Below are 21,227 nucleotides of genomic sequence, written 5' to 3' on the forward strand. Positions count from 1 at the left end.
CTCCTCGGGCTGCCGTCTCGCGGTCGCCGGGTCAGGCCTGGCAGGTGGTCGACTTCGTCGTCTTGCAGATGTCGCGGATCAGGTCGTAGTACTCGTCGTCGACGGGCTTGGTGCCGTAGAAGACGCTGCGGAAGCCGTCGCTGTCGGCGCTGGTGACACCGGCGTCGATGATCTGGTCGATGGTGACGTCGGACAGTGCCTTCGTCAGCGTCGCCTTCTCGGCCGACGGCAGGGTGTCGGAGACGACGATCGGGGCGCCGGGGACCATCGTCTTCGCGACGACGCGCACGTCGTCGTTCTTCTCGACCTCGCTGTCCTCGGCGAAGCCGGCGTCGCACTCGGTGCCCGCCGCGACCTTCTGGACGCTGACGTCGTGCTTGCCGGCGAACACCGGCGTGACGTCCGTCTTCGGGTCGACGCCCGCCTTGATCAGGTTGTAGCTCGGGAACAGGTAGCCCGAGGTCGACGACGGGTCGACGAAGCAGACCTTCTTGCCGGCGAAGTCCTTCAGCGAGTCGATGTCGCTGTCCTTCGGCACGATGGCCTCGGAGTAGTACCCGGGCTTCTGCCCCTCGGCGGTGATGATGGAGGAGATCGGGGTGATCTTCGCGCCGTTGTTCTTCGCCGTGACGTAGGTGAACCCGGAGAACGACGCGACGTCGATCTTGCCCGCGACGGACGCCTCGATGAGCGCGGCGTAGTCGGTCGACTCGTGGTACTCGACCTTCTTGCCGGTCTCCTTCGCGATGTAGTCCATCAGCGGCTGGTAGTTCGTCTCGGTGTCCACGGAGTCGGGGACCACGCCGAACACGATGGTGTTCTCGTCCGCGGCGTACTGCACGGCGTCGGAGCCGCCTGCGGGGCTGCCGTCACCGGTCGCGGCGGTGGAGCCGGCGGAGCAGGAGCTGAGCGTGGCGACGAGGGCCAGGGCGCCGGCCAGCGCGACGAGCGACTTGCGTGCGGAGATGGGCATGATGACCTTTCGGGCGGTTCGGGGGGCGGGTCCGGTGCGGACGACCGCAACTGTCGCAGCCGACCGGTGGAGTGGAGTTCCGTCCCGGTACACACGGCGTGGACGGCAGGTGAACTCGGTTGGCACCTGTCCGGACAGGCCGCCGCCGCCGCTGTCGCCGCCGCCGTCAGAGCGCGAGCAGCGCGATCCCGCCGAGCACGACGACCGCGGCTCCGACCCGGGCGAGCGCACGGCCCTCGCGGAGCACCAGCACCCCGAACAGGCTGACGAGCACGACACTGACCTCGCGCATCGGTGCGACGAGGGCCACGGGAGCGATGCCGATCGCGACCAGCACGAGGATGTACGACAGCGGCGACAGCACCCCGAACGCGAGCACCCGCGGCCAGTGCTCCCGCAGCACGGGCAGGACCTCGCGCCGCCGCGACCCGAGGGCCAGTCCGAAGAACACGACCTCGACGGCAGTGCACCCGACCATGAACGCGACCGGCGCGACGCCGAGGTCACGGACGACGTAGGCGTCCCAGATCGTGTACGCGGCGATGGCCACACCGGTGAGCAGCCCCGCGACCAGCCCCGGGTCGATCCGCCTCCCCGGGAGCTCCGTCGACGTCGTCCCCCGGTCGGCGAGCCCGGCCGCGACCACGCCGACGAGCACCAGGAGCCCGCCGACCAGGGCGATCCAGTGCGGTCGCTCCCCCAGGAGCACGATCGCCAGGACGACGCTGATCGTCGGCCCGGTCCCGCGCGCCGTGGCGTACACCGTCGACAGCCGCCCGACCCGGTACCCCCGCTGCAGCACCAGCATGTACAGGACGTGCAGCACCCCGGACGCGGCGACGCCGAGCACGAACCCGCCGGGCTCCGCGTCACCGAGGCCCCCGGTGAACGGGACCGCACCGATCCAGACCAGCACGCTCGACACCGCGCCGAGCCACAGGAACGGCATCCCGATCCGGCTCACCCCGTGGGCGATGACGTTCCACCCCGCGTGGGCGACGGCGGCGGACAGGACGAGGAGGACGGCGAGCGGTGTCACGGCAGGACCTTCTGCCCGGCGCGCGGCGCGTCGGGCGAGGTCCTCCAGGCTTTTGTCCGTTCAGATGACGGCCCGCGTTCGGTGGCGGACCGTGGCGCCGCTCGGACCAGTCGGACGGGGAGTCCCGGAACCCTAGGCGCTGTCGGGACGGACGCTAGCACCGCGGCCGACCCGGCCGCCACCCTGTCCGGACAGGCACGAGCCGCCGTTCAGGTCACGTTCTGCGGGCGTTCCCGTCATCGCCGAGCCGCGTCCGGCCCGAGGACGCGCGACAGACGGACTGGAGGCCCGTGGCGGGCTCGCCACGGGCCTCCCGTCCGTCACGTGGTGCGTTCGACGCGACCCTTGACGAAGAAGAGCACGGCGAGCGCGAGCACTGGGTAGGCGAAGTTGAACAGGCCGGCGAGGCTGACCAGTTCGCCGCCCCCGGCGGTCGCGGTGCTGGTGTCGATCCCGCCGGTGGCGAGGATCGTCGTGGGATCGGTCGCCGCGTGCAGGAGCATCGCGGGGACGATGCTGCCCGTGACCCGCATCGACAGGTAGAACATCGTGCCGATGCCGAAGGTGTAGAGGACGGTGACCGCGACCGTCTGCACCGCCGTCCCACCGATGGCGTTGGCCGCGTGCATCAGCCCGAACAACAGCGACGAGAGCAACGCGACCGTGCGTTCCGTGTGGTGACCGCGGCGGAGCAGGTTGACCGCGACGCCGCGGGCGATGAGCTCCTCGGCGAACCCGATGCAGAGGCCGAGGAAGAACACCGCGAAGACCACGGAGACCGAGTACGACGACCAGCTCGTCGCCGCGACACGGATGAGGATCGGGACGACCAGCAGCGCCACGGCGATCCACATCCACCCGCGTCCCCGGACGGGTTGCCGTCCGAACACCTCGCGTCCCCACCCGAGGCTGCGGACGAAGAGCAGCGTCAGCAGCCCCATCACGATGATCGGCAGGGCGATGCCGACGATGACCGCGCCGGGGGTGGCGAACAGCTCTTCGGTGGTGATCCCGCTGGCCAGGGTGCGAGCGTTGAGCCAGCCGATGCCCTCGTAGACGGCCAGGTAGACGACGACGGCCAGCACGGCCCGCCACCATCCGCCGCGGTTCCAGAAGCGGCGCCAACCGTTCTCGGTGTCCGACGGAGCGGTGCGCTGTCCGGTTGCCATGACGGCCTTCCTGGTCCGGGGTGACGGGCTGGCGAATGGTCGGTCGCCCTCACCGTACCGGCTGACGCCGCCCGCGCGGCCGTCGATGGGCCCGATGACATCGACAGCCTGCTGATAACTTCGGCACCATGTCCAGACCCCGTGGAACCGCACCGCTGCTCGTCGGCCTCGGGGGCGCCATCGCCGGCGCGCTCCTCGGGTACTGGGGAGGGACCCTGATGCTCGCGGTCGACGGCGCAGCGTCCACCGACGCCGACCGGCCGACCTACCCGCTCATCGTGGTGATCGTGGCGGCGATGATCGGGATCGGGATCCCGCTGATCACCATCGCCTGGTACTTCAGGCGGAAGGTCTCGCTCGAGGACACACCACACCGGGTCCAGGCCACGTGGATCGGCCTCGCCTGGGGAACGATCGCGATGCTGGTGGCAGGGACCGTCAACGGACCCGCCACCCTGCTGCCGGGCGGAGCGATCTGGCCCGGCCTCGTCGAGGAGTTCCTGAAGCTCCTGCTCCCGGTCATCCTGCTGCTCGCCGCACAGACCTACCGTTCTCCCCGGCTCGGCGTGTGGCTCGTCCTCGTCGTCGCGGGCTGGCTGGGGTTCCTCGAGGGCGTCAGCTACATCATCACGTCACTCGACCCGATCCTCGACGGCGGCGCGGCACCCTCGGATGCACCGTTCATCATGATGATGGACGTGGTCGTCCGCATCATCGCGGAGGTCTCCCACCCGCTCATCACCGTGGGCGCCGCCGTCGTCATCTGGCTCGCTGCGAAGCGGTACCCGCGGGCCAAGGCCGTCGGCATCGGCGTCCTGGCCTACCTCGGTGCAGCCGCCATCCACGGCCTCAACGACGCCGTGATCGACGGGCCGGTCCGCGACTGGAACGTGCCGGTCAGCATCGCGCTCGAGGCCGTGTACGTCGTCGCGATCTTCGTGTTCTGGTTCCGCCCGCAGGTGCGGCGGTTGAGCGCACACGACGTCGATGGCGCTCGCGTCCGCTAGGACGAGCACGAACGTCAGTCGCGATCGCTGCCCTGCGGCTTCGGCAGGTACGGCTGGATCGCTGCGGCGAGGGCGGCGGGAGTCATCGACTGCAACCACATCGTGCCCGGCCCGTGCACCTCGGCGAGGAACATCGAGTCGCCGAACACCTTGTTCTTGATGCCCTTCACGGTGGCGAACTCGACGGGCATCCCAGCCCGGTACATCGCCAGGTGCCCCGGGTGGATCAGCAGTGACTCTCCCGCGGCGAGCTCGACCTCGGTGAGCTCCCCGGCGAGCTGCACCCAGGCGGTCCCGGTCCCGCTCAGCGTCTGGAACACGACACCGGCGCCGCCGAAGATGCCGGCGCCGAGCCGCTTCTGCAGCCCCACCGACACGTCGACGCCGAGGGTGCTGGCCGTGTACGAGCCGTTCTGCACCATGTAGGTGTCGGCCGCGTCGACCGTGATCTCCCGGATCGTGCCCGGCAGCTGCGCGGCGATGCTGAGCTGCCCACCGGTGCGCGGCGCCGTGTACCGGGTGAGGAACAGCTGCCCACCACCGAGCACCCGCTTCAACCCGTTCAGGAATCCACCGCCGCCAGCGTGCGTGGTCGAGGTGTCCATCTCGAACCCCGTGGTGAGCCAGGCGATGTCTCCGCCCTCCGCGACGACCTGCTCGCCGGCGTCGAGGGTGATGTGCAGGACGGGCATGGTCGTGCCGGTGATGGTGCTGTGCATCGTGGTCTCCTCGGAGTGGTGGGCGTCGCTTACGGGGTGACGGTGGCGTGCTGCTCGCGGTTGCGTCGGTCCTCGCGGATGACACTGACGACCCCGATCGCGAGGAAGAGCCACAGCACGAGTTCCGCGTTGCCGACGATCAGGTCGGTGGGAGTCTGCCCCTGGGACATGGATGCCGCGGGGACGACGTCGCTGCCGGAGAGGTAGAGCACCCAGTCGGTGAACGCGTGCACGAGCACCCCGGCCCAAAGCCGCCCTGTCACGCGGCGGATCCAGTAGTAGGTCGCTCCCACGACCGAGAGACCGGCGACCTGGATGACGATGACCAGCGGCGGGTTGCCGGCGACGATGCTGCCGGGGATGTGGATGAGCGCGAAGACGAGCGATGTGACCAGCAGGGTCACGAATTCGCCGTGTCGTTCGCGGACGGCGGCGAGCAGGACACCGCGGATCGCGAGTTCTTCACCGAGGCCGACCAGCAGCGTCCCGACGGCCACCAGCGCGATGATCCCGATCCCTCGCTCGGCCCACGGGATCTGCGTGCTCTCGACGAGGTACGTCCCGACCGCGAGGACCGGGATCACGAGCAGGTACCAGCGGTGCGGCGTCATCGTCGGCGTCGGACGTTCCCGCCACACCGCACGGCCGTTCCCCGCCCAGCGGACGGCGAGCAGCAACAGGACGATGCCGATCGGCAGGGGGATCAGGTGCCCGAGGGCGAACTGCGCGGCCTCGTGGTCGTCGCTCACCAGATCGCTGAGCACGTTGCCGAGACCGGCTGCCAGGAGGACGTAGACGACGATCGCCACCAGCGCGGTCAGCACGCCGTGCCGGCGGACCCACCCGCGGGCGGCGGACACGGCGCTCACGCGAGGCTCCGCGTCGGGCGCAGGCCACTGGCGACGCGCTCGTCCGCACCGCGGACCACGAAGAAGACCGCCACCAGGCTGAGGGCCCAGGCGGGGAAGAGCAGGACCCCGACGACACCGGCGAACGGCGCGACCGCGCCGGTGCCCTGGATGAAGAGGGAGAAGTCCCACAGGGCGTGCAGCGCCATCGCCGGCAGGAGTGTCCCCGCCACCCGACGCAGGACGTACAGGACGTTGCCGAACATGAACGCGGAGAACACCTGGCTGAGGGTCGACGCGACCGATTGGCCGAGGACGATGTTGACCAGGTGCATGAGCGCGAACGCCGCAGTCGTGATCAGCCACACCCACACCTCCGGCATCCGGCTCCGCAGGGCGACGAGCAGCACCCCGCGAACCGTGACCTCCTCCGTGAACCCCACCAGGAGCAGCACGAGCGCCGCCGCGAGGAAGGCGCCACTGACAGCGCTCCACTCGGAGCCGATCAGGCCCGCGATCGCGATCAGGGCCATCAGCGCGGGAGCGATCAGCGCCCACCGGTGCCGGCTCGGTTCCCGCTCCCGCAGCACCGGCCGCCACCACCCCAGCCCGGTGATCACCGCAGCGAGGACGATGCTCGCGATGATCAGCGACAGGCCGGACCCGAAGAACAGGTTCCGGGCGTTGTCCCCCCACTCCGGGAACGGGATGCCGCTGGACAGCTGCACCACCGTGATCAACGCCAGGTAACCGACGAAGACCGCGAACCCGATCCAGACACGTGGTGTGACCCGCATGGAGGCTCCCCTGATCCGAGGCACCCTCATGGCGGCTCCCAACCAGTATGCCGGAGGGTCCGCGCGCAGGTACGGCCGACTGAAGGGGACGCACCGACAGGCGGACTGGAGGCCCGTGGCCGTGCCCGCCACGGGCCTCCAGTCCGGCACGCGGTGCGCCGCGGCGGCCGCTACGCGGCCACGAGGTACTCGTCCCACTCCGCCTGCGGACGCTCGATGCCGCGCACAACCCACGAGGACCCGTGCGGCACCTTCGGCGGGAACCGGAGGCGCCACCCCATCTCCTGTGGGGTGCGGTCGCCCTTGGTGTTGTTGCAGGCCAGGCAGCAGGCGACGAGGTTCTCCCACGAGTCCTGCCCACCGCGCGACCGCGGGTGCACGTGGTCGATCGTGGTGGCGTGGCGGCCGCAGTAGGCACAGTGGTTGCCGTCCCGACGCAGCACACCGCGACGGGACACCGGCACGAGCCTGGAGTGCGGGATGCGCACGTAGCGGGTGAGGATGATGACGGACGGACGGTCGTAGCTCGACGTCGACCCGGTGACCGGGTGTTCGACGTCGGCGGCGACGATGGCGGCCTTCTGGTTCATGACCAGCACGAGGGCTCGTCGGAACGAGATCACCGCGAGGGGCTCGTAACCGGCGTTGAGGACGAGAGTGCGCATGGGTTCCCTTCCGACGTGCCTGGACGGCTTCCAGGCGCTGCGGGTGCGTCGGACCGACGACGCGAACGGGTGAGGACGACCTGTTCACACCCCTGGAACCACGAAGAGCACCACCCGGATGGGCAGTGCTCTCGTCATGCAGGGGCGTGCTCGTGCACGCAGGCTGTGCTCGACCATATGTCGACGCGCGCGCGCCGACCCATGGTGCGGGTCGTGCGGAACATCGACATGAGGTCTCCTGTTCGCGCCGGTGCGGACCGGTGCAGCGTCAGGTTAACCCAGAAACCGGCCCGGCACGAGAGTGCGCGGGCCGGTTCCGGTGAAGTTCACACGCCGGAGGGGCAGTGGTCGCTAGATGCCGAAACGGACGATGTGGTAGTCGCTGGTCCAGATCGGGCGGATCTGCACGGTGCCACCGGGCTTCGGGGCGTCCATGATCATGCCGTTCCCCATGTAGAAGCCGTCGTGCGCCTCGTTGTTGAAGATGACGACGTCACCGGGCTGCGCCTCGGACTCGGGGATCGTGGTGCCGGCCTGGTCCTGCAGCGGCACCGAGTGCGCGAGGTTGATGCCGTACTGGGCGTACACGAACATGATGAAGCCCGAGCAGTCGAAGCCCGACGGGTCCGCGCCACCGAAGACGTAGGGGGTGCCGATGTACTGCTTGCCGGTGGCGACCACGGCCGGCAGCGAGAACGGGGTGTCGGCGGCGGACGAGCTGGCCGCGTACTCGGCGGCGGTCGGCCCGGTGTACGAGGAGTACTGCTTCGCCGTCGCGGCCCGGGCGGACTGGGTCTGCTCGGCCTGCTCGGCGGCTTCCTTGGCTGCGGCGGCCTGGTCGGCGGCGGCCTGCTTGGCGGCCTTCTCGGCGCCGAGCGTCGCGGTGGAGGTTGCGCCGAAGCCGTCACGGCTCGTGTCGGCGAGCGCCACGGCGTCGGAGACCGACAGCTCCTGGCTCTGCGTGGCACGGACCTGGCGCTGGGCGTCGGCGACGGCGGTCGAGTTGCCGGAGGTCGTCGCGGCGAAGGCCGGGGCGACCGCGACCGTGCCGAACATTCCGGCGGCCACGGTGAGGACGACCGGCGCGAGGAACTTGCGCTTGCGCGACGACGAGCTTGCCTTGGCGGTGTTCGCTGCGGCCGCGGCCTGCGCGGCACGACGACCACCGGGCAGCGGGGCGGAGCGCACCGGCACGACCTTGCGGACCGGGCGGCCCTCGGTCTCGCGCACGGCCCGCCGGGTGAGCGGGGCGGTGGTGGCGTTCTCGGTGTTCGTCGGGTTCGCGGGCGTCTGGTCGTCCGCGGCGGTACCGGTCTGCGTCAAGAGGTGGGTCTCCAACGTCTCGTCATCACGCCGCCGTGGGTGTCCGGCGGCGTGCAACCCCATCCGTTCGTCATCGTTTCCGATCGAGGCAGGAGACGGGTTCGAGACGTCCTGCCACGGGTCTCCGGCTCAGGGGCAGCGCGGCGACTCGGACGAGTGTACGGAGGCGTCGTTACCGTGTCGAGACCAAACGCCCCGGAGGTAACGAAACGGTAAAGACTCTCAGGGACGACCAGGAACGGTCAGTCCCGCTCGATGTAGACGTGCTGTGCGACCTCGATGGGCAGCTCGATGCCCGAGTCCTCGCCCTCGACGCGGACCGCGACGTAGGCGCCCGCACGCTGCACGCTCGCCATGCGCCCGGGCATGACCCCGGCGGTGCGGAGCTGGTGCAGGAGCTCCGGTTCGAACTGCACGGGCTCGCCCAGGCGTCGGACGACCCCGGTCGTGACGGCGTCGGTGCCCTCGGTCGCGGCGACGATGTTCTGGACACCGTCGAGGAACCCGGCGGCCGCGGGGCCACCGATCTCGGCCAGTCCGGGGATCGGGTTGCCGTACGGCGATTCCGTCGGGTTGCCGAGCATCTCGAGCAGGCGGACCTCGACCTGCTCGCTCATGACGTGCTCCCACCGGCAGGCCTCGTCGTGCACGAACGCCCAGTCGAGTCCGATGACGTCGGCCAGCAGGCGTTCGGCCAGACGGTGCTTGCGCATCACGTGGGTGGCACGGGAACGACCTTCGTCGGTGAGCTCCAGGTGGCGGTCACCGGAGACGACGACCAGGCCGTCGCGCTCCATGCGGGCGATGGTCTGCGAGACCGTCGGGCCCGAGTGTCCGAGGCGCTCGGAGATGCGCGCGCGCAGCGGCACGATCGCCTCTTCCTCGAGGTCGAGGATGGTGCGAAGGTACATCTCCGTGGTGTCGACGAGATCGGTCACGGTCCGCCTCTCATGTCTGGGCCCAGCGCCGACCACACTACTTGTTCGCACCGACGAACACCGACCGGCGCCCGGGTGCACGTGAGAAAGGGTCATCCGACGCGGTGGACGGGTGGGCCGAACCCTCCCCGTCCGGCCGGTACACGGGCTCGGGCAGGCGGATCGTCGTCGGTAGGATCGGTGCATGGCAGACATCGTCATCCCGGCCGAACTCCTCCCCACCGACGGTCGCTTCGGCTGCGGTCCGTCGAAGATCCGCGGCGCCCAGCTCGAGTCCCTCGTGACGCGCGGTGCCACGATCCTCGGCACCTCGCACCGCCAGAAGCCCGTGAAGGACCTGGTCGGCAGCGTCCGCTCCGGCCTCGCCGACCTGTTCCAGGTCCCCGAGGGCTACGAGGTCGTCCTCGGCAACGGCGGCTCGACCGCGTTCTGGGACGCCGCCGCGTTCGGCCTCATCGAGCGCCGTGCCGAGAACCTGTCCTTCGGCGAGTTCGGGTCGAAGTTCGCCAAGGCCGCAGCGGCCCCGTGGCTCGAGGCTCCGCACGTCGTCGAGGCACCGGGTGGCTCCCTCGCCGCACTCGAGCCGGTCGAGGGCGTGGACGTCTACGCCTACCCGCACAACGAGACCTCGACGGGCGTCATGGCTCCGGTCGTCCGCGCGACCGGTGACGCCGGCGCCCTCACCGTCGTCGACGCGACCAGCGCCGCCGGTGGCGCCCTGTTCGACGTCAGCGCCACCGACGTCTACTACTTCGCCCCGCAGAAGAACTTCGCCTCGGACGGCGGCCTGTGGCTCGCGCTGCTCTCCCCCGCCGCGATCGAGCGGATCGAGCGGATCGCCGCCTCCGACCGGTACATCCCGGAGTTCCTGTCGCTCAAGAACGCCGTCGACAACTCGCGCCTGAACCAGACCCTGAACACCCCGGCGATCTCCACGCTGCTGCTCCTCGACGAGCAGGTGCGGTGGATGAACGAGTCCGGTGGCCTGGCGTGGGCGGACCTCCGCACGAAGACCTCGTCGTCGACCATCTACGACTGGGCCGAGGCCAGCGACTGGGCGACCCCGTTCGTCACCGACCCCGCCGCTCGCTCCCAGGTCGTCGCCACGATCGACCTCGACGACTCGATCGACGCCAAGGCCGTGGCCGCGACCCTGCGTGCGAACGGCATCGTCGACACCGAGCCGTACCGGAAGCTCGGTCGCAACCAGCTGCGCGTCGCGACGTTCACCGCGATCGACCCGGACGACGTCGCGAAGCTCGTGCGCGCGATCGACTTCACGATCGACGCCCTGCGCTGACCTCGGGGACACCCGACGGAACGAGGACGGGCCCGGCACCACCGGATCGGTGGTGCCGGGCCCGTTCGTCGGTCCGGGTGGGTCAGGCGCGGTGGAAGCCCGGGTCGGCCTCGCCGGCGTCGAGCTGGTCGACCTCGAGGTCGGCGTCGGGCTCGAAGGGCTGCACGCGGCGGGCACGGCGACGACGGGGCGGTTGCGGGGCCTCGTCCTCGGTGGCGGAGGTGTCAGTGTCGCTGTCGCTCACGTCGGCGAGCGCATCGACGTCCACACCCTCGATGTCGTCGTCGTCCGACTCGTCGAGGTCGTCCTCGTCGGCGTCGAACTCGTCGTCATCGTCATCGTCATCGTCCGACTCGTCGTCGTCCTCGTCGTCATCCGAGTCGTCGTAGTCGTCGTCCTCGTCCGAGTCCTCGTCGTCGTCCGACTCGTCGTCGTCCTCGTCGTCGTCCTCATCCGACTCGTCGTCGTAGTCCTCGTCGTCCGAGTCCTCGTCCGCCGCGTCCTCACCCTCGTGCTCCTGCGCAGCCCGGTACTCGGCCAGTCGCTCCGACCACGGCACCCACTCGGGCGCGACGAGCGAGCCGTCCCCGGGCATCAACTCGACCTCGAGCACGGTGGGTTCGTCGTCGCCGATCTTCGCAACACTGACGGTCCAGCGCCACCCGGGGTACCCGGGCAGGCGGTTGGCGAACAGGACGGACACGACGCCGTCCCCTTCGTCCACCGTGCCGACGGGTGCGCCGACGGTCGACTCGGGGGTGACCTCGAGCAACGCCTCGCGCGCCAGGTCGGTGTAGTTGATGGACGCTGCGTCGGTGGACACGGCGTCAGTGGACACGGCGTCAGTCGACGCTGCGTCGGGAGCCGTCTCGGCCCCTGCTGTCTCGGACTCGGTCATGGGGTCACGCCTCCAACTGGTCTGCGACGTGCCGCAGGATGGCGGCGATGCGATCGCCGTTCTTCGGGTAGCGGCCGTGGCGGAGGTCTCCGCTGATCCGGTCGAGTTCCTTCACCAGGTCCTCGACGATCACGGCCATGTCGTCCGCGGAGCGACGGGTCATCCGCGACAGCGACGGCTGGGGCTCGAGCAGCCGCACGGACAACGCCTGCGACCCCTTCTTGCCCTGGACGACGCCGTACTCGAGCCGCGTGCCGGCCTTGACGGTCACGACGCCGTCGGGCAGCGAGGACGCGTGCAGGAACACCTGGTCGCCGTCGTCTCCGGTGATGAAGCCGAAGCCCTTGTCGTCGTCGTAGAACTTGACCTTGCCGGTGGGCATGCGTGGACTCCTCGAGGTCGTGGTACGGCCGTGGTGCGTCGGATATCCTGGGTCGATGGCCAAGCCGACCCGATCAACCGGGAACCCGCAGGACTCCGCAGAACCCCCGGTGACGTTCAATCGTACCGAACGCGCTCTGGCGTTCATGATCGGTGGGATCATCATCCTCGGCCTGCTCTGCTTCGTCGCGATGATCATCATGTGGCTCACCGCTCCCAGCGCCCAGGGTGCGATGCCGTGGCCGGTGGTCATGGCGATCCCGCTCTACGGCTTCCCGATCGCCATGGTGCTGGTCTTCACGCTCCTCGGCATCACCTGGACACGTCGCGCACGAGCGAACCGGACGGCTCGCTGACGTCCGCCCCGGACGCTGGCACCGGACGATGACGACCACCGCCGACCTCGCCGCCCGACTCCGGGCGATGCCGGACGATGCGCTCGAGCGCCTCGTCGCGGCGAGGCGACTCCCCACCGCTGCACTCGCCGAGACCGGCCCGCAGCGCATCACCGACTTCTTCGACCTCGCCGAGGCGCTCCGGAGCGACGACGCGGTGGACGCCGCCGTCGAGCACCTGCCGCGCGCCACGATCCTCGCGCTGCGTGACGGCGGCGCCGTCGACGCACTCGGCCCCGCGATCGAGCTCGGCCTCGCCGACGAGGACGGCGCCGTCGACGACGCGGTCGCCGCACGCGTGGCCGCCCACCCCGACCTCACCTCGCTCGACGAGCAGCCTGGAGGCCCGGAGCAGGTCCGCCCCGCTGCCCCCGCCCTCGACGACGCGGCCCTCGAGCGTGCGCGCACCACCGGCGCGGAGCAGGCGTTCGCGACGATGACGGTGCTCGCCGAGCTGCTGCGGGCGGTCGACGCCGGCGCGGTCCGCGAACTCGTCAAGGGCGGGATCGGCATGCCGCTCGCCCGCACCCTGGCCGAACGCATCGGCACCGATGCCGAGCTCGTCGCCGGTCGCCTGGCGCTGCTCGACAGCATCGGGTTCGCCGACCCCGACACCGGACGCTGGATCGTCACCGACCCCGGGCACGCGTGGTTGCTCGCAAGCTGGCCGGAGCGCTGGGTGTCGCTGGTGGCCGCGTGGTCGGACACGCTCCCGCCCGCCGTGCACCAGGTGCTCGAGCTGGCCGACGGGGACCTGCGCGACCTCGTGCCGCTCGGGCGCTGGGCGTACCCGGCGGGCTCCCGCTGGCTCGATGCCCTGCTGCTCGACGTCGCCGGCACCGCGGCGTCGCTCGGCCTGGCCGTCGACGGCATCGTGACGAGCACCGGCCGGGCACTCCTCGACGGCGACGCCGACCAGGCCTCCGACGACCTGCCGGGCACCGTCGAGCGGGTCTACCTGCAGCACGACCTCACCGTCATCGCACCGGGGCCGCTCGCGCCGGTGGACGACGACGCCCTGCGCACCGTCGCCGTGCTCGAGGCACCGGGCCTCGCGGCGCGCTACCGCATCTCCGAGGACACCCTGCGCGCGGCGTTCCGGGCCGGACACTCCCGCGACGACCTGCTGTCCCTGCTCGGACGGCTGTCGGCCACCGGGATCCCGCAGCCCCTCGCCTACCTGATCGACCAGGTGGCCGGACGCGACGGCAGCATCGTCGTCGACCGGGGGCCGGGCGGCGTCGGGACCGAGGTCCGCGGCACCGCCGACCAGCTCGACCTCGTCGGGGTGGACGCCGAGCTCCGGCAGCTCGCGTGGGAGCGGCCCGACCTGACGACGCTGACCACGCGCTACCCGCCGCACGTCGTGCACACCGCGCTCGAGGACCAGCGCTACCCGGCCGTCCTGACGACCGCAGCCCGCCCCGAGGCGCACCACGGGCCTCCCGGCCGGCGCAGCCCCACCGGACGCTCGCCGGAGCAGTCGGCGCACGCACTCGTCGAACGGCTCCGCCTGACGACGCAGCGCGGCGACGCGGAGCCGGAGCAGGAGTGGCTCGGTCGGCAGATCGACCTGGCCGTGCGCGGACGCACGCCGATCCGTGTGACCGTCCGGATGCCGGACGGCTCGGAGCGGCCGTTCTCGATCGTGCCGACCTCGGTCGCGGCCGGACGCGTCCGCGGGCGGGACACGGCCGTCGACGTCGAGCGGACCCTGCCGCTGTCACTCGTGGTGTCGGTCGAGAGCGACGCCTGAGCCGCGCGGTCACCCGCACGCAGGTGCCGACGGCTAGGCTGGCAGGTCATGAACGGACCGCTGATCGTGCAGAGCGACCGCACCGTGCTCCTCGAGGTCGCGCACCCCGATGCCGAGGACGCACGCCACGAGCTCGCGGCCTTCGCCGAGCTCGAACGCGCTCCCGAGCACGTGCACACCTACCGGATCACCCGCCTCGGACTCTGGAACGCGCGCGCCGCGGGCCACGACGCCGAGGCGATGATCGACACCCTGGAACGCTTCGCGAAGTTCCCCGTGCCGCAGAGCGTCACGGTCGACATCCGCGACACGGTCTCGCGCTACGGACGGCTCGTGATCCGTCGCGAGGAACGGCCCGACGCGCCCGTGATCGCGAACTCCCCCACCGAGGAACTCGAGCGGCTGCCGCTCCTGCTCCTCACCGCCGAGGACCCGTCGGTGCTGGCCGAGGTCATCCGGTCGAAGCGCATCAAGCCGTTGCTCGGCGACATGCGGTCCTCGACCGAGGTCGAGCTGCAGCCGTGGGCGCGGGGACAGATCAAGCAGGAGCTCGTGAAGCTCGGCTGGCCGGCGGAGGACCTGGCGGGCTACACCCCGGGCCAGCCGCACCCGATCGACCTGGACACCGCCGAGTGGCACATGCGGCCGTACCAGGAGCAGGCGGTCGACACGTTCTTCGCCCAGGGCTCCGGCGTCGTCGTGCTGCCCTGTGGCGCGGGCAAGACGCTCGTCGGCGCTGGTGCGATGGCGACCGTCAAGGCGACCACGCTCATCCTCGTGACGAACACCGTCTCGGCGCGGCAGTGGCGCACCGAGCTCCTCAAGCGCACGACCCTGACGCCGGAGGACATCGGCGAGTACTCGGGCAGCGTCAAGGAGATCCGGCCGGTCACGATCGCGACCTACCAGATCCTCACCGCCCGCCGGAAGGGTGAGTACACGCACCTGTCGCTCCTCGACGCCCTCGACTGGGGGCTCATCGTCTACGACGAGGTGCACCTGCTGCCCGCGCCGGTGTTCAAGCTGACCGCCGACCTGCAGGCCCGCCGACGCCTGGGTCTCACCGCGACGCTCGTGCGCGAGGACGGCCGCGAGGGCGACGTCTTCTCACTCATCGGGCCGAAGCGGTACGACGCCCCGTGGAAGGAGATCGAGGCGCAGGGCTACATCTCGCCGGCCTCCTGCTACGAGGTCCGCATCGACCTGCCGCACCAGGACCGCCTGGAGTACGCGGCGTCGAGCGACGACGAGCGCTACCGGCTCGCCGCGACGTCCCCGGCCAAGACCCCGGTGGTGCGGGAACTCATCGAGAAGCACCGCGGTGAGCAGATCCTGGTGATCGGGCAGTACATCGACCAGCTCGACGAACTGGCTGCGTCGCTCGACGCCGCGGAGATCACGGGGGCGACCCCGGTCGACGAACGGGAGCGGCTGTACGACGCGTTCCGGTCCGGCGAGGTCGACGTGCTCGTCGTCTCGAAGGTCGCGAACTTCTCGATCGACCTGCCCGACGCGACCGTCGCCATCCAGGTCTCCGGCTCGTTCGGGTCCCGGCAGGAAGAGGCGCAGCGGCTCGGCCGGCTCCTCCGCCCGAACAAGGACGGCCTGCCCGCGTCGTTCTACACGCTCGTGGCCCGGGACACCGTCGACCAGGACTTCGCGCAGAACCGGCAGCGGTTCCTGGCGGAGCAGGGCTACTCGTACACGATCCTCGACGCCGACCAGGTCCAGACGCCCGTGGGCTGACGTACGAACCGCTCTCAGGAAACCCCGAGGGAACAGTCAGAAGATAAGACCATGAGCGATGGCCCCAAGATCCTGATCGTCGACGACGAGCCGAACATCCGCGACCTCCTGACGACCTCGTTGCGCTTCGCCGGCTTCGCCGTGCGTGCGGTGGGCAACGGAGCACAGGCGATCTCCGCCGTGCTGGAAGAAGAGCCGGACCTCATCATCCTCGACGTGATGCTGCCCGACATGAACGGCTTCGGCGTCACCAAGCGCCTGCGTTCCTCGGGCTACACCTCGCCGATCCTGTTCCTGACGGCGAAGGACGACACCGAGGACAAGATCACCGGCCTCACCGTCGGCGGCGACGACTACGTCACCAAGCCGTTCTCGCTCGACGAGATCGTCGCCCGCATCAAGGCCATCCTCCGTCGCACCATGAACGACGAGGAAGACGCGATCATCCGCGCCGGCGAGCTCACGATGGACCAGGACACGCACGAGGTCACGATCGGCGACGCGCAGATCGAGCTCTCGCCCACCGAGTTCAAGCTGCTCCGCTACCTGATGCTCAACCCGAACCGCGTGCTGTCGAAGGCGCAGATCCTCGACCACGTGTGGGAGTACGACTTCAACGGCGACGCGGGCATCGTCGAGAGCTACATCTCGTACCTGCGCCGCAAGCTCGACCAGTACTCCGCCGAGCCGATCATCCAGACCAAGCGCGGCTTCGGCTACATGCTGAAGGCGTCCAAAGCTTCGTAGGAGCAGGAGTCCCGCGGGGCTCGACTTCACGGCGGTCGTCCGGTTTCACCGGGCGGCCGCTGTCTATCGTTGGGGCAGCATGCACACGCGAATGAACCACTGGTGGGACGGGATCTCCCTGCGCACCAAGATCACCGGGATCACGGTGCTGCTCGTCGCGCTCGGATTGCTCGTCGCCGGACTCGGCACGATGACCGTGCTGTCCACCTACCTCATGCAGCAGCTCGACAACACGGTCAAGCAGACGACCGAACAGCTCGAGGGCCAGAACATCAGCGACGGCGAGCAGTACTGCAAGCTGTCCGTCGTGGTGTCGCAGAGCGCCTACGTCGCCGCGTACGATGCCGACGGCGACCGGATCTGCCAGACGAAGGCGTCGAGCCGGCCCGACGTCCGCGAAGCCACCCTGGTCGAGGCCTCGCAGGCGAACCAGCGCATCTCGCTCTACGACAGCCAGCACAACCACGAGTGGCGTGCGCAGATCATCCCGGCCTCGCTGCAGAACCAGTCCGACGGCACCACCGAGACCGGCTACGTGCTCATCGCGGTCTCCAGCGCCGGCACCGACGAGACGATCGGCAAGTTCACCGCGATCTTCCTCGGGTTCGGTGCCTCGGTCATCCTGCTCGGCGCCATGCTCACCCGGCTGCTCGTCACCGCGACCTTCGACCCGCTGCGCGACGTCGAGGACACTGCCGCACGGTTCGCCGCGGGTGACTTCAACCAGCGCCTCGAGGCCGACACCCCGAACACCGAGGTCGGCCGACTCAACCGCTCCCTCAACGTCATGCTCGAGCGGATCGACTCCGCGTTCGAGGACCGTGAGCGCACCATCGCCCAGATGCGCCGGTTCGTCGGGGACGCCTCGCACGAGCTCCGCACGCCGCTGGTGTCCCTGCGCGGGTACGCCGAGCTGTACCGGATGGGTGCCCTGCGCAAGGAAGAGGACGTCGCCCAGGCGATGGAGCGCATCGAGAAGGAAGCGCAGCGGATGGGCCTGCTCGTGCAGGACCTGCTGCAGCTCGCCCGCATCGACGAGTCGAAGCCGCTCGAGCTCGGCCCGGTCGACCTCGTCGCCATCGCCCGCGACTCGGCGCTCGACACGATGGCTTCCAACCCCGACCGCGAGATCCAGGTCCTCGTCGAGGACTCCCTGACCGGCGAGAGCGTGCCCCAGGCCGTCCGCCCGTCGGCGTCGTCGTCCATCGGCTCTCCGGACTCCGGTGAAGCACCGCCCGTGTCGCCCACCTCGGCGAACACCACCGGGCCGATCGCGTTCTCGCGCCAGACCATCGCGCGTCTGCGGGCCCGTCGGACCCGCGCCATGAACATCGACGCCGGTGCCGCACCGACCGACGAGACCACCCCGCTGCCCACGGTCGTGCTGCCGAAGCGGCCGCCGATCGTCCTGGCGGAAGAGAACAAGATCCGCCAGATCGTCACGAACCTGATGGGCAACGCCATGCGGTTCACGGCGAACGACGACCCGATCGAGATCGGCATCGGCGTGGACGACGAGCGCGGCATGGCACACCTCGATGTGATCGACCACGGTGAGGGCATCCCGCCGCAGCTGCGCGAGAAGATCTTCCAGCGCTTCTGGCGCGCGGACACCTCGCGCGCGCGGGACACCGGCGGCTCGGGCCTCGGGCTCGCCATCGTGTCCGGCATCGTCGCGGCGCACCACGGCTCCGTCGAGGTCTTCGACACCGAGGGCGGCGGCGCCACCTTCCGCGTCTGGCTCCCCCTGCTCCCCCGCGACTTCGCCGCCTGACCCGGGCGCGCCGCTGCTCGAGGTAGCGCTAACTGCCGCCCATCCTCCGCCCTCACGGCGCAACGTGCGACCCGGGTGACGAACGCACGGCGTGTTGTGCGACCGCCGCGAGCAAGCGTCGGACCCTTCGGAGGGACAACCCGCCGACGTCACGACGAGCGCGAGACGAAGGCCTGGCGCAGACGCTCGAACAGCACAGCAGGGCGAGCGGCATCAGCCCGCGTCGCATGCAGGACGAGCCAGCCGTTGACCGCCATACCGTTGTCACGCCGCTGGTCGTACTGGAAGACATCCTTCTCGCGGTGGTGATCGCCGTCGTACTCCAACGCGATCCGACGTTCCGGCCAGGCCATGTCCACGCGTCCGAGGAACCGGCCGTGGTGATCCGACACCTCGACCTGCAGTTCCGGCTCGGGGAAGCCCGCGTCCACCACGGCGAGCCGAAGCCAGGTCTCCATCGGTGACTCGGCACCGACGCGCACCCGCGCGATCGCGGCACGAGCGACCGCGATCCACCGAGATCCGGGCACGATGCTCTTGGCGAGCGTGTCGATCGTGCAGAGTCCGCTCTTGCCCACCAGGAAATCGCCCACCGCGACGAGTTGCTCCACGCTGAGCAGACCGGCGCACTCCCGCCACGCAAGCTCTGGAGTGCTGAGCCGCATCCCCTGCCGCTCGCAGCTGGTAGCTCCGGACCGGCGACGGTGTCCTTTGACCTGTGGACGTCGCATCACCGGGCCGGTTCCGTCGGTCGTGACGTGGACGGGGACTTCGGCACCGTGCGGGAGCGGTGCTCCCCACAGCGCGGCGGCCTCCGCGAAGCGGCAGTTCGTGCGATCTCGGCCCAACCGGCCCGACCCGCACACACAAAAGGGCCCCACACGCGCAGCGTGTGGGGCCCTTCCGTCAGGCGGACTTAGAAGTCCATGCCACCCGTCGGGTCGCCAGCCGGAGCAGCAGGGGTGCGCTCGGGCTTCTCGGCGACGACGACCTCGGTGGTCAGGAACAGACCGGCGATCGACGCAGCGTTCTGCAGCGCCGAACGCGTGACCTTGGCGGGGTCGATGATGCCGGCGGCGATCAGGTCGACGTACTCGCCGGTCGCGGCGTTGAGGCCCCAACCCGACTCGAGCTCGCGGACCTTGGCGGCGACGACACCCGGCTCGAGACCGGCGTTCAGCGCGATCTGCTTGAGCGGCGCGTCGATGGCCACGCGGACGATGTTCGCACCGGTCGCCTCGTCACCCTCGAGCTCGAGGGCCTCGAGTGCGACGGCACCGGCCTGGATGAGGGCGACGCCACCACCGGCGACGATGCCCTCTTCGACGGCAGCCTTCGCGTTGCGGACGGCATCCTCGATGCGGTGCTTGCGCTCCTTGAGCTCGACCTCGGTCGCGGCACCCGCCTTGATGACGGCGACGCCACCGGCGAGCTTCGCGAGGCGCTCCTGGAGCTTCTCGCGGTCGTAGTCGGAGTCGGTCGCCTCGATCTCGGCACGGATCTGGCGGACACGGCCGGCGATCTGCTCGGCGTCGCCGGCACCCTCGACGATCGTGGTCTCGTCCTTGGTGATGACGACCTTGCGGGCACGACCGAGCAGGTCGAGCGTCGCGTTCTCGAGCTTGAGGCCGACCTCTTCCGAGATGACCTGGCCGCCGGTGAGGATCGCGATGTCCTGCAGCATGGCCTTGCGGCGGTCGCCGAAGCCCGGAGCCTTGACGGCGACGGACTTGAAGATGCCGCGGATCTTGTTCACGACGAGCGTGGCCAGGGCCTCGCCGTCGACGTCCTCGGCGATGATCAGGAGCTGCTTGCCCGCCTGGATCACCTTGTCGACGACCGGCAGGAGGTCCTTGATGTTCGAGATCTTCGAGTTGACGATCAGGATGTAGGCGTCCTCGAAGACGGCTTCCTGACGCTCGGGGTCGGTGACGAAGTACTGCGACAGGTAGCCCTTGTCGAAGCGCATGCCCTCGGTGAGCTCGAGCTCGGTGCCGAAGGTGTTCGACTCCTCGACGGTGACGACACCTTCCTTGCCGACCTTGTCGATGGCCTCGGCGATGAGCGCGCCGATGGTCGGGTCAGCGGCCGAGATCGACGCGGTCGCGGCGATCTGGTCCTTGGTCTCGATGTCCTTCGCGTTGGCGAGGAGCTGGTCGGAGACGGCGGCGACGGCCTTCTCGATGCCGCGCTTGAGCGACACGGGGTCAGCACCGGCAGCGACGTTGCGGAGGCCTTCGCGGACGAGCGCCTGGGCGAGGACGGTCGCGGTGGTCGTTCCGTCACCGGCGACGTCGTCGGTCTTCTTGGCGACCTCCTTGACGAGCTCCGCACCGATCTTCTCGTACGGGTCGTCGAGCTCGATCTCCTTGGCGATGGAGACACCGTCGTTCGTGATCGTGGGGGCGCCCCACTTCTTCTCGAGGACGACGTTGCGGCCGCGCGGGCCGAGCGTCACCTTCACGGCGTCGGCCAGCTGGTTCAGGCCGCGCTCGAGGCCACGGCGGGCCTCCTCGTCGAAAGCAATGATCTTAGCCATGTGGTTTTTCGTCCCTCCCGGACGTCGTCTTGGGGGTCGTGCTGGCACTCAGCGTGAGCGAGTGCCAACGCCGATTCTGGCACTCGCCGGGTGTGAGTGCAACACAGTCGGGAGGCTCGTGACGACTTCCCAGGACACGTCGCGTCCGGTGGACCCCGCACCACCGCCGCGGTCGCGCTCCCCGCGCCGGTCACCGTCCCGGCACACGACGAA

General features: G+C 70.0%; 20 protein-coding genes. 7 read left to right on the forward strand and 13 right to left on the reverse strand.

Translation table 11 applies throughout. The annotated features are described in order from the left end of the window. Positions 1-31 precede the first annotated feature (31 nt). The 3 genes from DEJ21_RS09500 to DEJ21_RS09510 all read right to left on the reverse strand — a co-directional run bounded on the left by DEJ21_RS09500 (position 32) and on the right by DEJ21_RS09510 (position 3,181). Positions 32-973 (reverse strand): phosphate/phosphite/phosphonate ABC transporter substrate-binding protein, encoded by a 942-nt coding sequence (locus DEJ21_RS09500; RefSeq protein WP_111224425.1) that lies wholly within the window; start codon positions 971-973, stop codon positions 32-34. A 166-nt stretch (positions 974-1,139) separates the two neighbouring features. Next, positions 1,140-2,012, reverse strand: a complete 873-nt coding sequence (locus DEJ21_RS09505; RefSeq protein ID WP_111224426.1) for an EamA family transporter — start codon at positions 2,010-2,012, stop codon at positions 1,140-1,142. A gap of 320 nt (positions 2,013-2,332) precedes the next feature. Beyond that, complete coding sequence (locus tag DEJ21_RS09510) at positions 2,333-3,181, reverse strand: CPBP family intramembrane glutamic endopeptidase (protein WP_111224427.1); 849 nt, start codon at positions 3,179-3,181, stop codon at positions 2,333-2,335. Positions 3,182-3,309: 128 nt separating this feature from the next. On the opposite strand from DEJ21_RS09510, the gene DEJ21_RS09515 reads away from it, so the two are divergent. Beyond that, positions 3,310-4,188, forward strand: a complete 879-nt coding sequence (locus DEJ21_RS09515; RefSeq protein WP_111224428.1) for a PrsW family glutamic-type intramembrane protease — start codon at positions 3,310-3,312, stop codon at positions 4,186-4,188. A gap of 14 nt (positions 4,189-4,202) precedes the next feature. On the opposite strand, the gene DEJ21_RS09520 is transcribed toward DEJ21_RS09515, so the two are convergent. The 6 genes from DEJ21_RS09520 to DEJ21_RS09545 form a co-directional block, all read right to left on the reverse strand. Then, entirely contained in the window at positions 4,203-4,907 is a 705-nt protein-coding gene (locus DEJ21_RS09520) for an AIM24 family protein (protein WP_111224429.1), read from the reverse strand. 29 nt (positions 4,908-4,936) lie between these two features. Then, positions 4,937-5,776 (reverse strand): CPBP family intramembrane glutamic endopeptidase, encoded by an 840-nt coding sequence (locus DEJ21_RS09525; protein ID WP_111224430.1) that lies wholly within the window; start codon positions 5,774-5,776, stop codon positions 4,937-4,939. After that, a complete protein-coding gene (locus tag DEJ21_RS09530) occupies positions 5,773-6,552 on the reverse strand; it encodes a CPBP family intramembrane glutamic endopeptidase (RefSeq protein ID WP_181435839.1) in 780 nt (259 codons plus the stop codon). The genes DEJ21_RS09525 and DEJ21_RS09530 overlap by 4 nt, the downstream gene beginning before the upstream one ends. A gap of 170 nt (positions 6,553-6,722) precedes the next feature. Further along, positions 6,723-7,217, reverse strand: a complete 495-nt coding sequence (locus DEJ21_RS09535; protein WP_111224432.1) for an HNH endonuclease — start codon at positions 7,215-7,217, stop codon at positions 6,723-6,725. A gap of 351 nt (positions 7,218-7,568) precedes the next feature. Then, positions 7,569-8,555, reverse strand: a complete 987-nt coding sequence (locus DEJ21_RS18675) for a C40 family peptidase (protein WP_181435840.1) — start codon at positions 8,553-8,555, stop codon at positions 7,569-7,571. Between the two features lie 227 nt (positions 8,556-8,782). Beyond that, complete coding sequence (locus DEJ21_RS09545) at positions 8,783-9,478, reverse strand: metal-dependent transcriptional regulator (RefSeq protein ID WP_027466592.1); 696 nt, start codon at positions 9,476-9,478, stop codon at positions 8,783-8,785. Positions 9,479-9,662: 184 nt separating this feature from the next. Between DEJ21_RS09545 and serC the strand changes: the two genes are divergently transcribed. Next, positions 9,663-10,778, forward strand: a complete 1,116-nt coding sequence (gene serC, locus DEJ21_RS09550) for a phosphoserine transaminase (RefSeq protein WP_111224434.1) — start codon at positions 9,663-9,665, stop codon at positions 10,776-10,778. An 82-nt stretch (positions 10,779-10,860) separates the two neighbouring features. Here the strand turns inward: serC and DEJ21_RS09555 are convergent, their stop codons facing one another. Further along, positions 10,861-11,601 carry a DUF3027 domain-containing protein gene (locus tag DEJ21_RS09555; protein ID WP_258374991.1) on the reverse strand — a complete coding sequence of 247 codons (741 nt, stop codon included), beginning with the start codon at positions 11,599-11,601 and terminating at the stop codon, positions 10,861-10,863. 79 nt (positions 11,602-11,680) lie between these two features. Continuing rightward, the gene (locus DEJ21_RS09560; protein WP_017888041.1) at positions 11,681-12,058 is read right to left on the reverse strand and encodes a cold-shock protein; all 378 of its coding nucleotides are present in this window, start codon (positions 12,056-12,058) and stop codon (positions 11,681-11,683) included. Positions 12,059-12,167: 109 nt separating this feature from the next. On the opposite strand from DEJ21_RS09560, the gene DEJ21_RS09565 reads away from it, so the two are divergent. The 5 genes from DEJ21_RS09565 (at position 12,168) to DEJ21_RS09585 (ending at position 18,475) form a co-directional block, all read left to right on the forward strand. Then, positions 12,168-12,413, forward strand: coding sequence for a multidrug ABC transporter ATPase (locus DEJ21_RS09565; RefSeq protein ID WP_110863079.1), 246 nt, complete (start codon positions 12,168-12,170; stop codon positions 12,411-12,413). A 28-nt stretch (positions 12,414-12,441) separates the two neighbouring features. Next, positions 12,442-14,208, forward strand: coding sequence for a helicase-associated domain-containing protein (locus tag DEJ21_RS09570; RefSeq protein WP_111224436.1), 1,767 nt, complete (start codon positions 12,442-12,444; stop codon positions 14,206-14,208). A 48-nt stretch (positions 14,209-14,256) separates the two neighbouring features. Continuing rightward, entirely contained in the window at positions 14,257-15,954 is a 1,698-nt protein-coding gene (locus DEJ21_RS09575; protein WP_027466594.1) for a DNA repair helicase XPB, read from the forward strand. Positions 15,955-16,005: 51 nt separating this feature from the next. Beyond that, the gene (locus DEJ21_RS09580; protein WP_017888045.1) at positions 16,006-16,701 is read left to right on the forward strand and encodes a response regulator transcription factor; all 696 of its coding nucleotides are present in this window, start codon (positions 16,006-16,008) and stop codon (positions 16,699-16,701) included. 79 nt (positions 16,702-16,780) lie between these two features. Then, complete coding sequence (locus tag DEJ21_RS09585; protein WP_111089032.1) at positions 16,781-18,475, forward strand: cell wall metabolism sensor histidine kinase WalK; 1,695 nt, start codon at positions 16,781-16,783, stop codon at positions 18,473-18,475. A gap of 149 nt (positions 18,476-18,624) precedes the next feature. Here DEJ21_RS09585 and DEJ21_RS09590 read toward each other — a convergent pair whose 3' ends face one another. Then, the gene (locus DEJ21_RS09590; RefSeq protein ID WP_146247733.1) at positions 18,625-19,140 is read right to left on the reverse strand and encodes an endonuclease domain-containing protein; all 516 of its coding nucleotides are present in this window, start codon (positions 19,138-19,140) and stop codon (positions 18,625-18,627) included. A 251-nt stretch (positions 19,141-19,391) separates the two neighbouring features. Then, complete coding sequence (groL, locus tag DEJ21_RS09595) at positions 19,392-21,014, reverse strand: chaperonin GroEL (protein ID WP_017888048.1); 1,623 nt, start codon at positions 21,012-21,014, stop codon at positions 19,392-19,394. Positions 21,015-21,227 lie beyond the last annotated feature (213 nt).

It is taken from the genome of Curtobacterium sp. MCSS17_006 (genome assembly GCF_003234215.1).
In the GTDB taxonomy this organism is placed as follows: domain Bacteria; phylum Actinomycetota; class Actinomycetes; order Actinomycetales; family Microbacteriaceae; genus Curtobacterium; species Curtobacterium flaccumfaciens.

Excerpts from the sequence above, each read along its gene's own strand:
- DEJ21_RS09500 (WP_111224425.1), bottom strand. The coding sequence starts at position 973 with ATGCCCATCTCCGCACGCAAGTCGCTCGTCGCGCTGGCCGGCGCCCTG.
- DEJ21_RS09510 (WP_111224427.1), bottom strand. The coding sequence starts at position 3,181 with ATGGCAACCGGACAGCGCACCGCTCCGTCGGACACCGAGAACGGTTGG.
- DEJ21_RS09515 (WP_111224428.1), top strand. The coding sequence starts at position 3,310 with ATGTCCAGACCCCGTGGAACCGCACCGCTGCTCGTCGGCCTCGGGGGC.
- DEJ21_RS09520 (WP_111224429.1), bottom strand. The coding sequence starts at position 4,907 with ATGCACAGCACCATCACCGGCACGACCATGCCCGTCCTGCACATCACC.
- DEJ21_RS09530 (WP_181435839.1), bottom strand. The coding sequence starts at position 6,552 with ATGCGGGTCACACCACGTGTCTGGATCGGGTTCGCGGTCTTCGTCGGT.
- DEJ21_RS09535 (WP_111224432.1), bottom strand. The coding sequence starts at position 7,217 with ATGCGCACTCTCGTCCTCAACGCCGGTTACGAGCCCCTCGCGGTGATC.
- serC (WP_111224434.1), top strand. The coding sequence starts at position 9,663 with ATGGCAGACATCGTCATCCCGGCCGAACTCCTCCCCACCGACGGTCGC.
- DEJ21_RS09560 (WP_017888041.1), bottom strand. The coding sequence starts at position 12,058 with ATGCCCACCGGCAAGGTCAAGTTCTACGACGACGACAAGGGCTTCGGC.
- DEJ21_RS09570 (WP_111224436.1), top strand. The coding sequence starts at position 12,442 with ATGACGACCACCGCCGACCTCGCCGCCCGACTCCGGGCGATGCCGGAC.
- DEJ21_RS09575 (WP_027466594.1), top strand. The coding sequence starts at position 14,257 with ATGAACGGACCGCTGATCGTGCAGAGCGACCGCACCGTGCTCCTCGAG.
- DEJ21_RS09580 (WP_017888045.1), top strand. The coding sequence starts at position 16,006 with ATGAGCGATGGCCCCAAGATCCTGATCGTCGACGACGAGCCGAACATC.
- DEJ21_RS09585 (WP_111089032.1), top strand. The coding sequence starts at position 16,781 with ATGCACACGCGAATGAACCACTGGTGGGACGGGATCTCCCTGCGCACC.
- DEJ21_RS09590 (WP_146247733.1), bottom strand. The coding sequence starts at position 19,140 with ATGCGGCTCAGCACTCCAGAGCTTGCGTGGCGGGAGTGCGCCGGTCTG.
- groL (WP_017888048.1), bottom strand. The coding sequence starts at position 21,014 with ATGGCTAAGATCATTGCTTTCGACGAGGAGGCCCGCCGTGGCCTCGAG.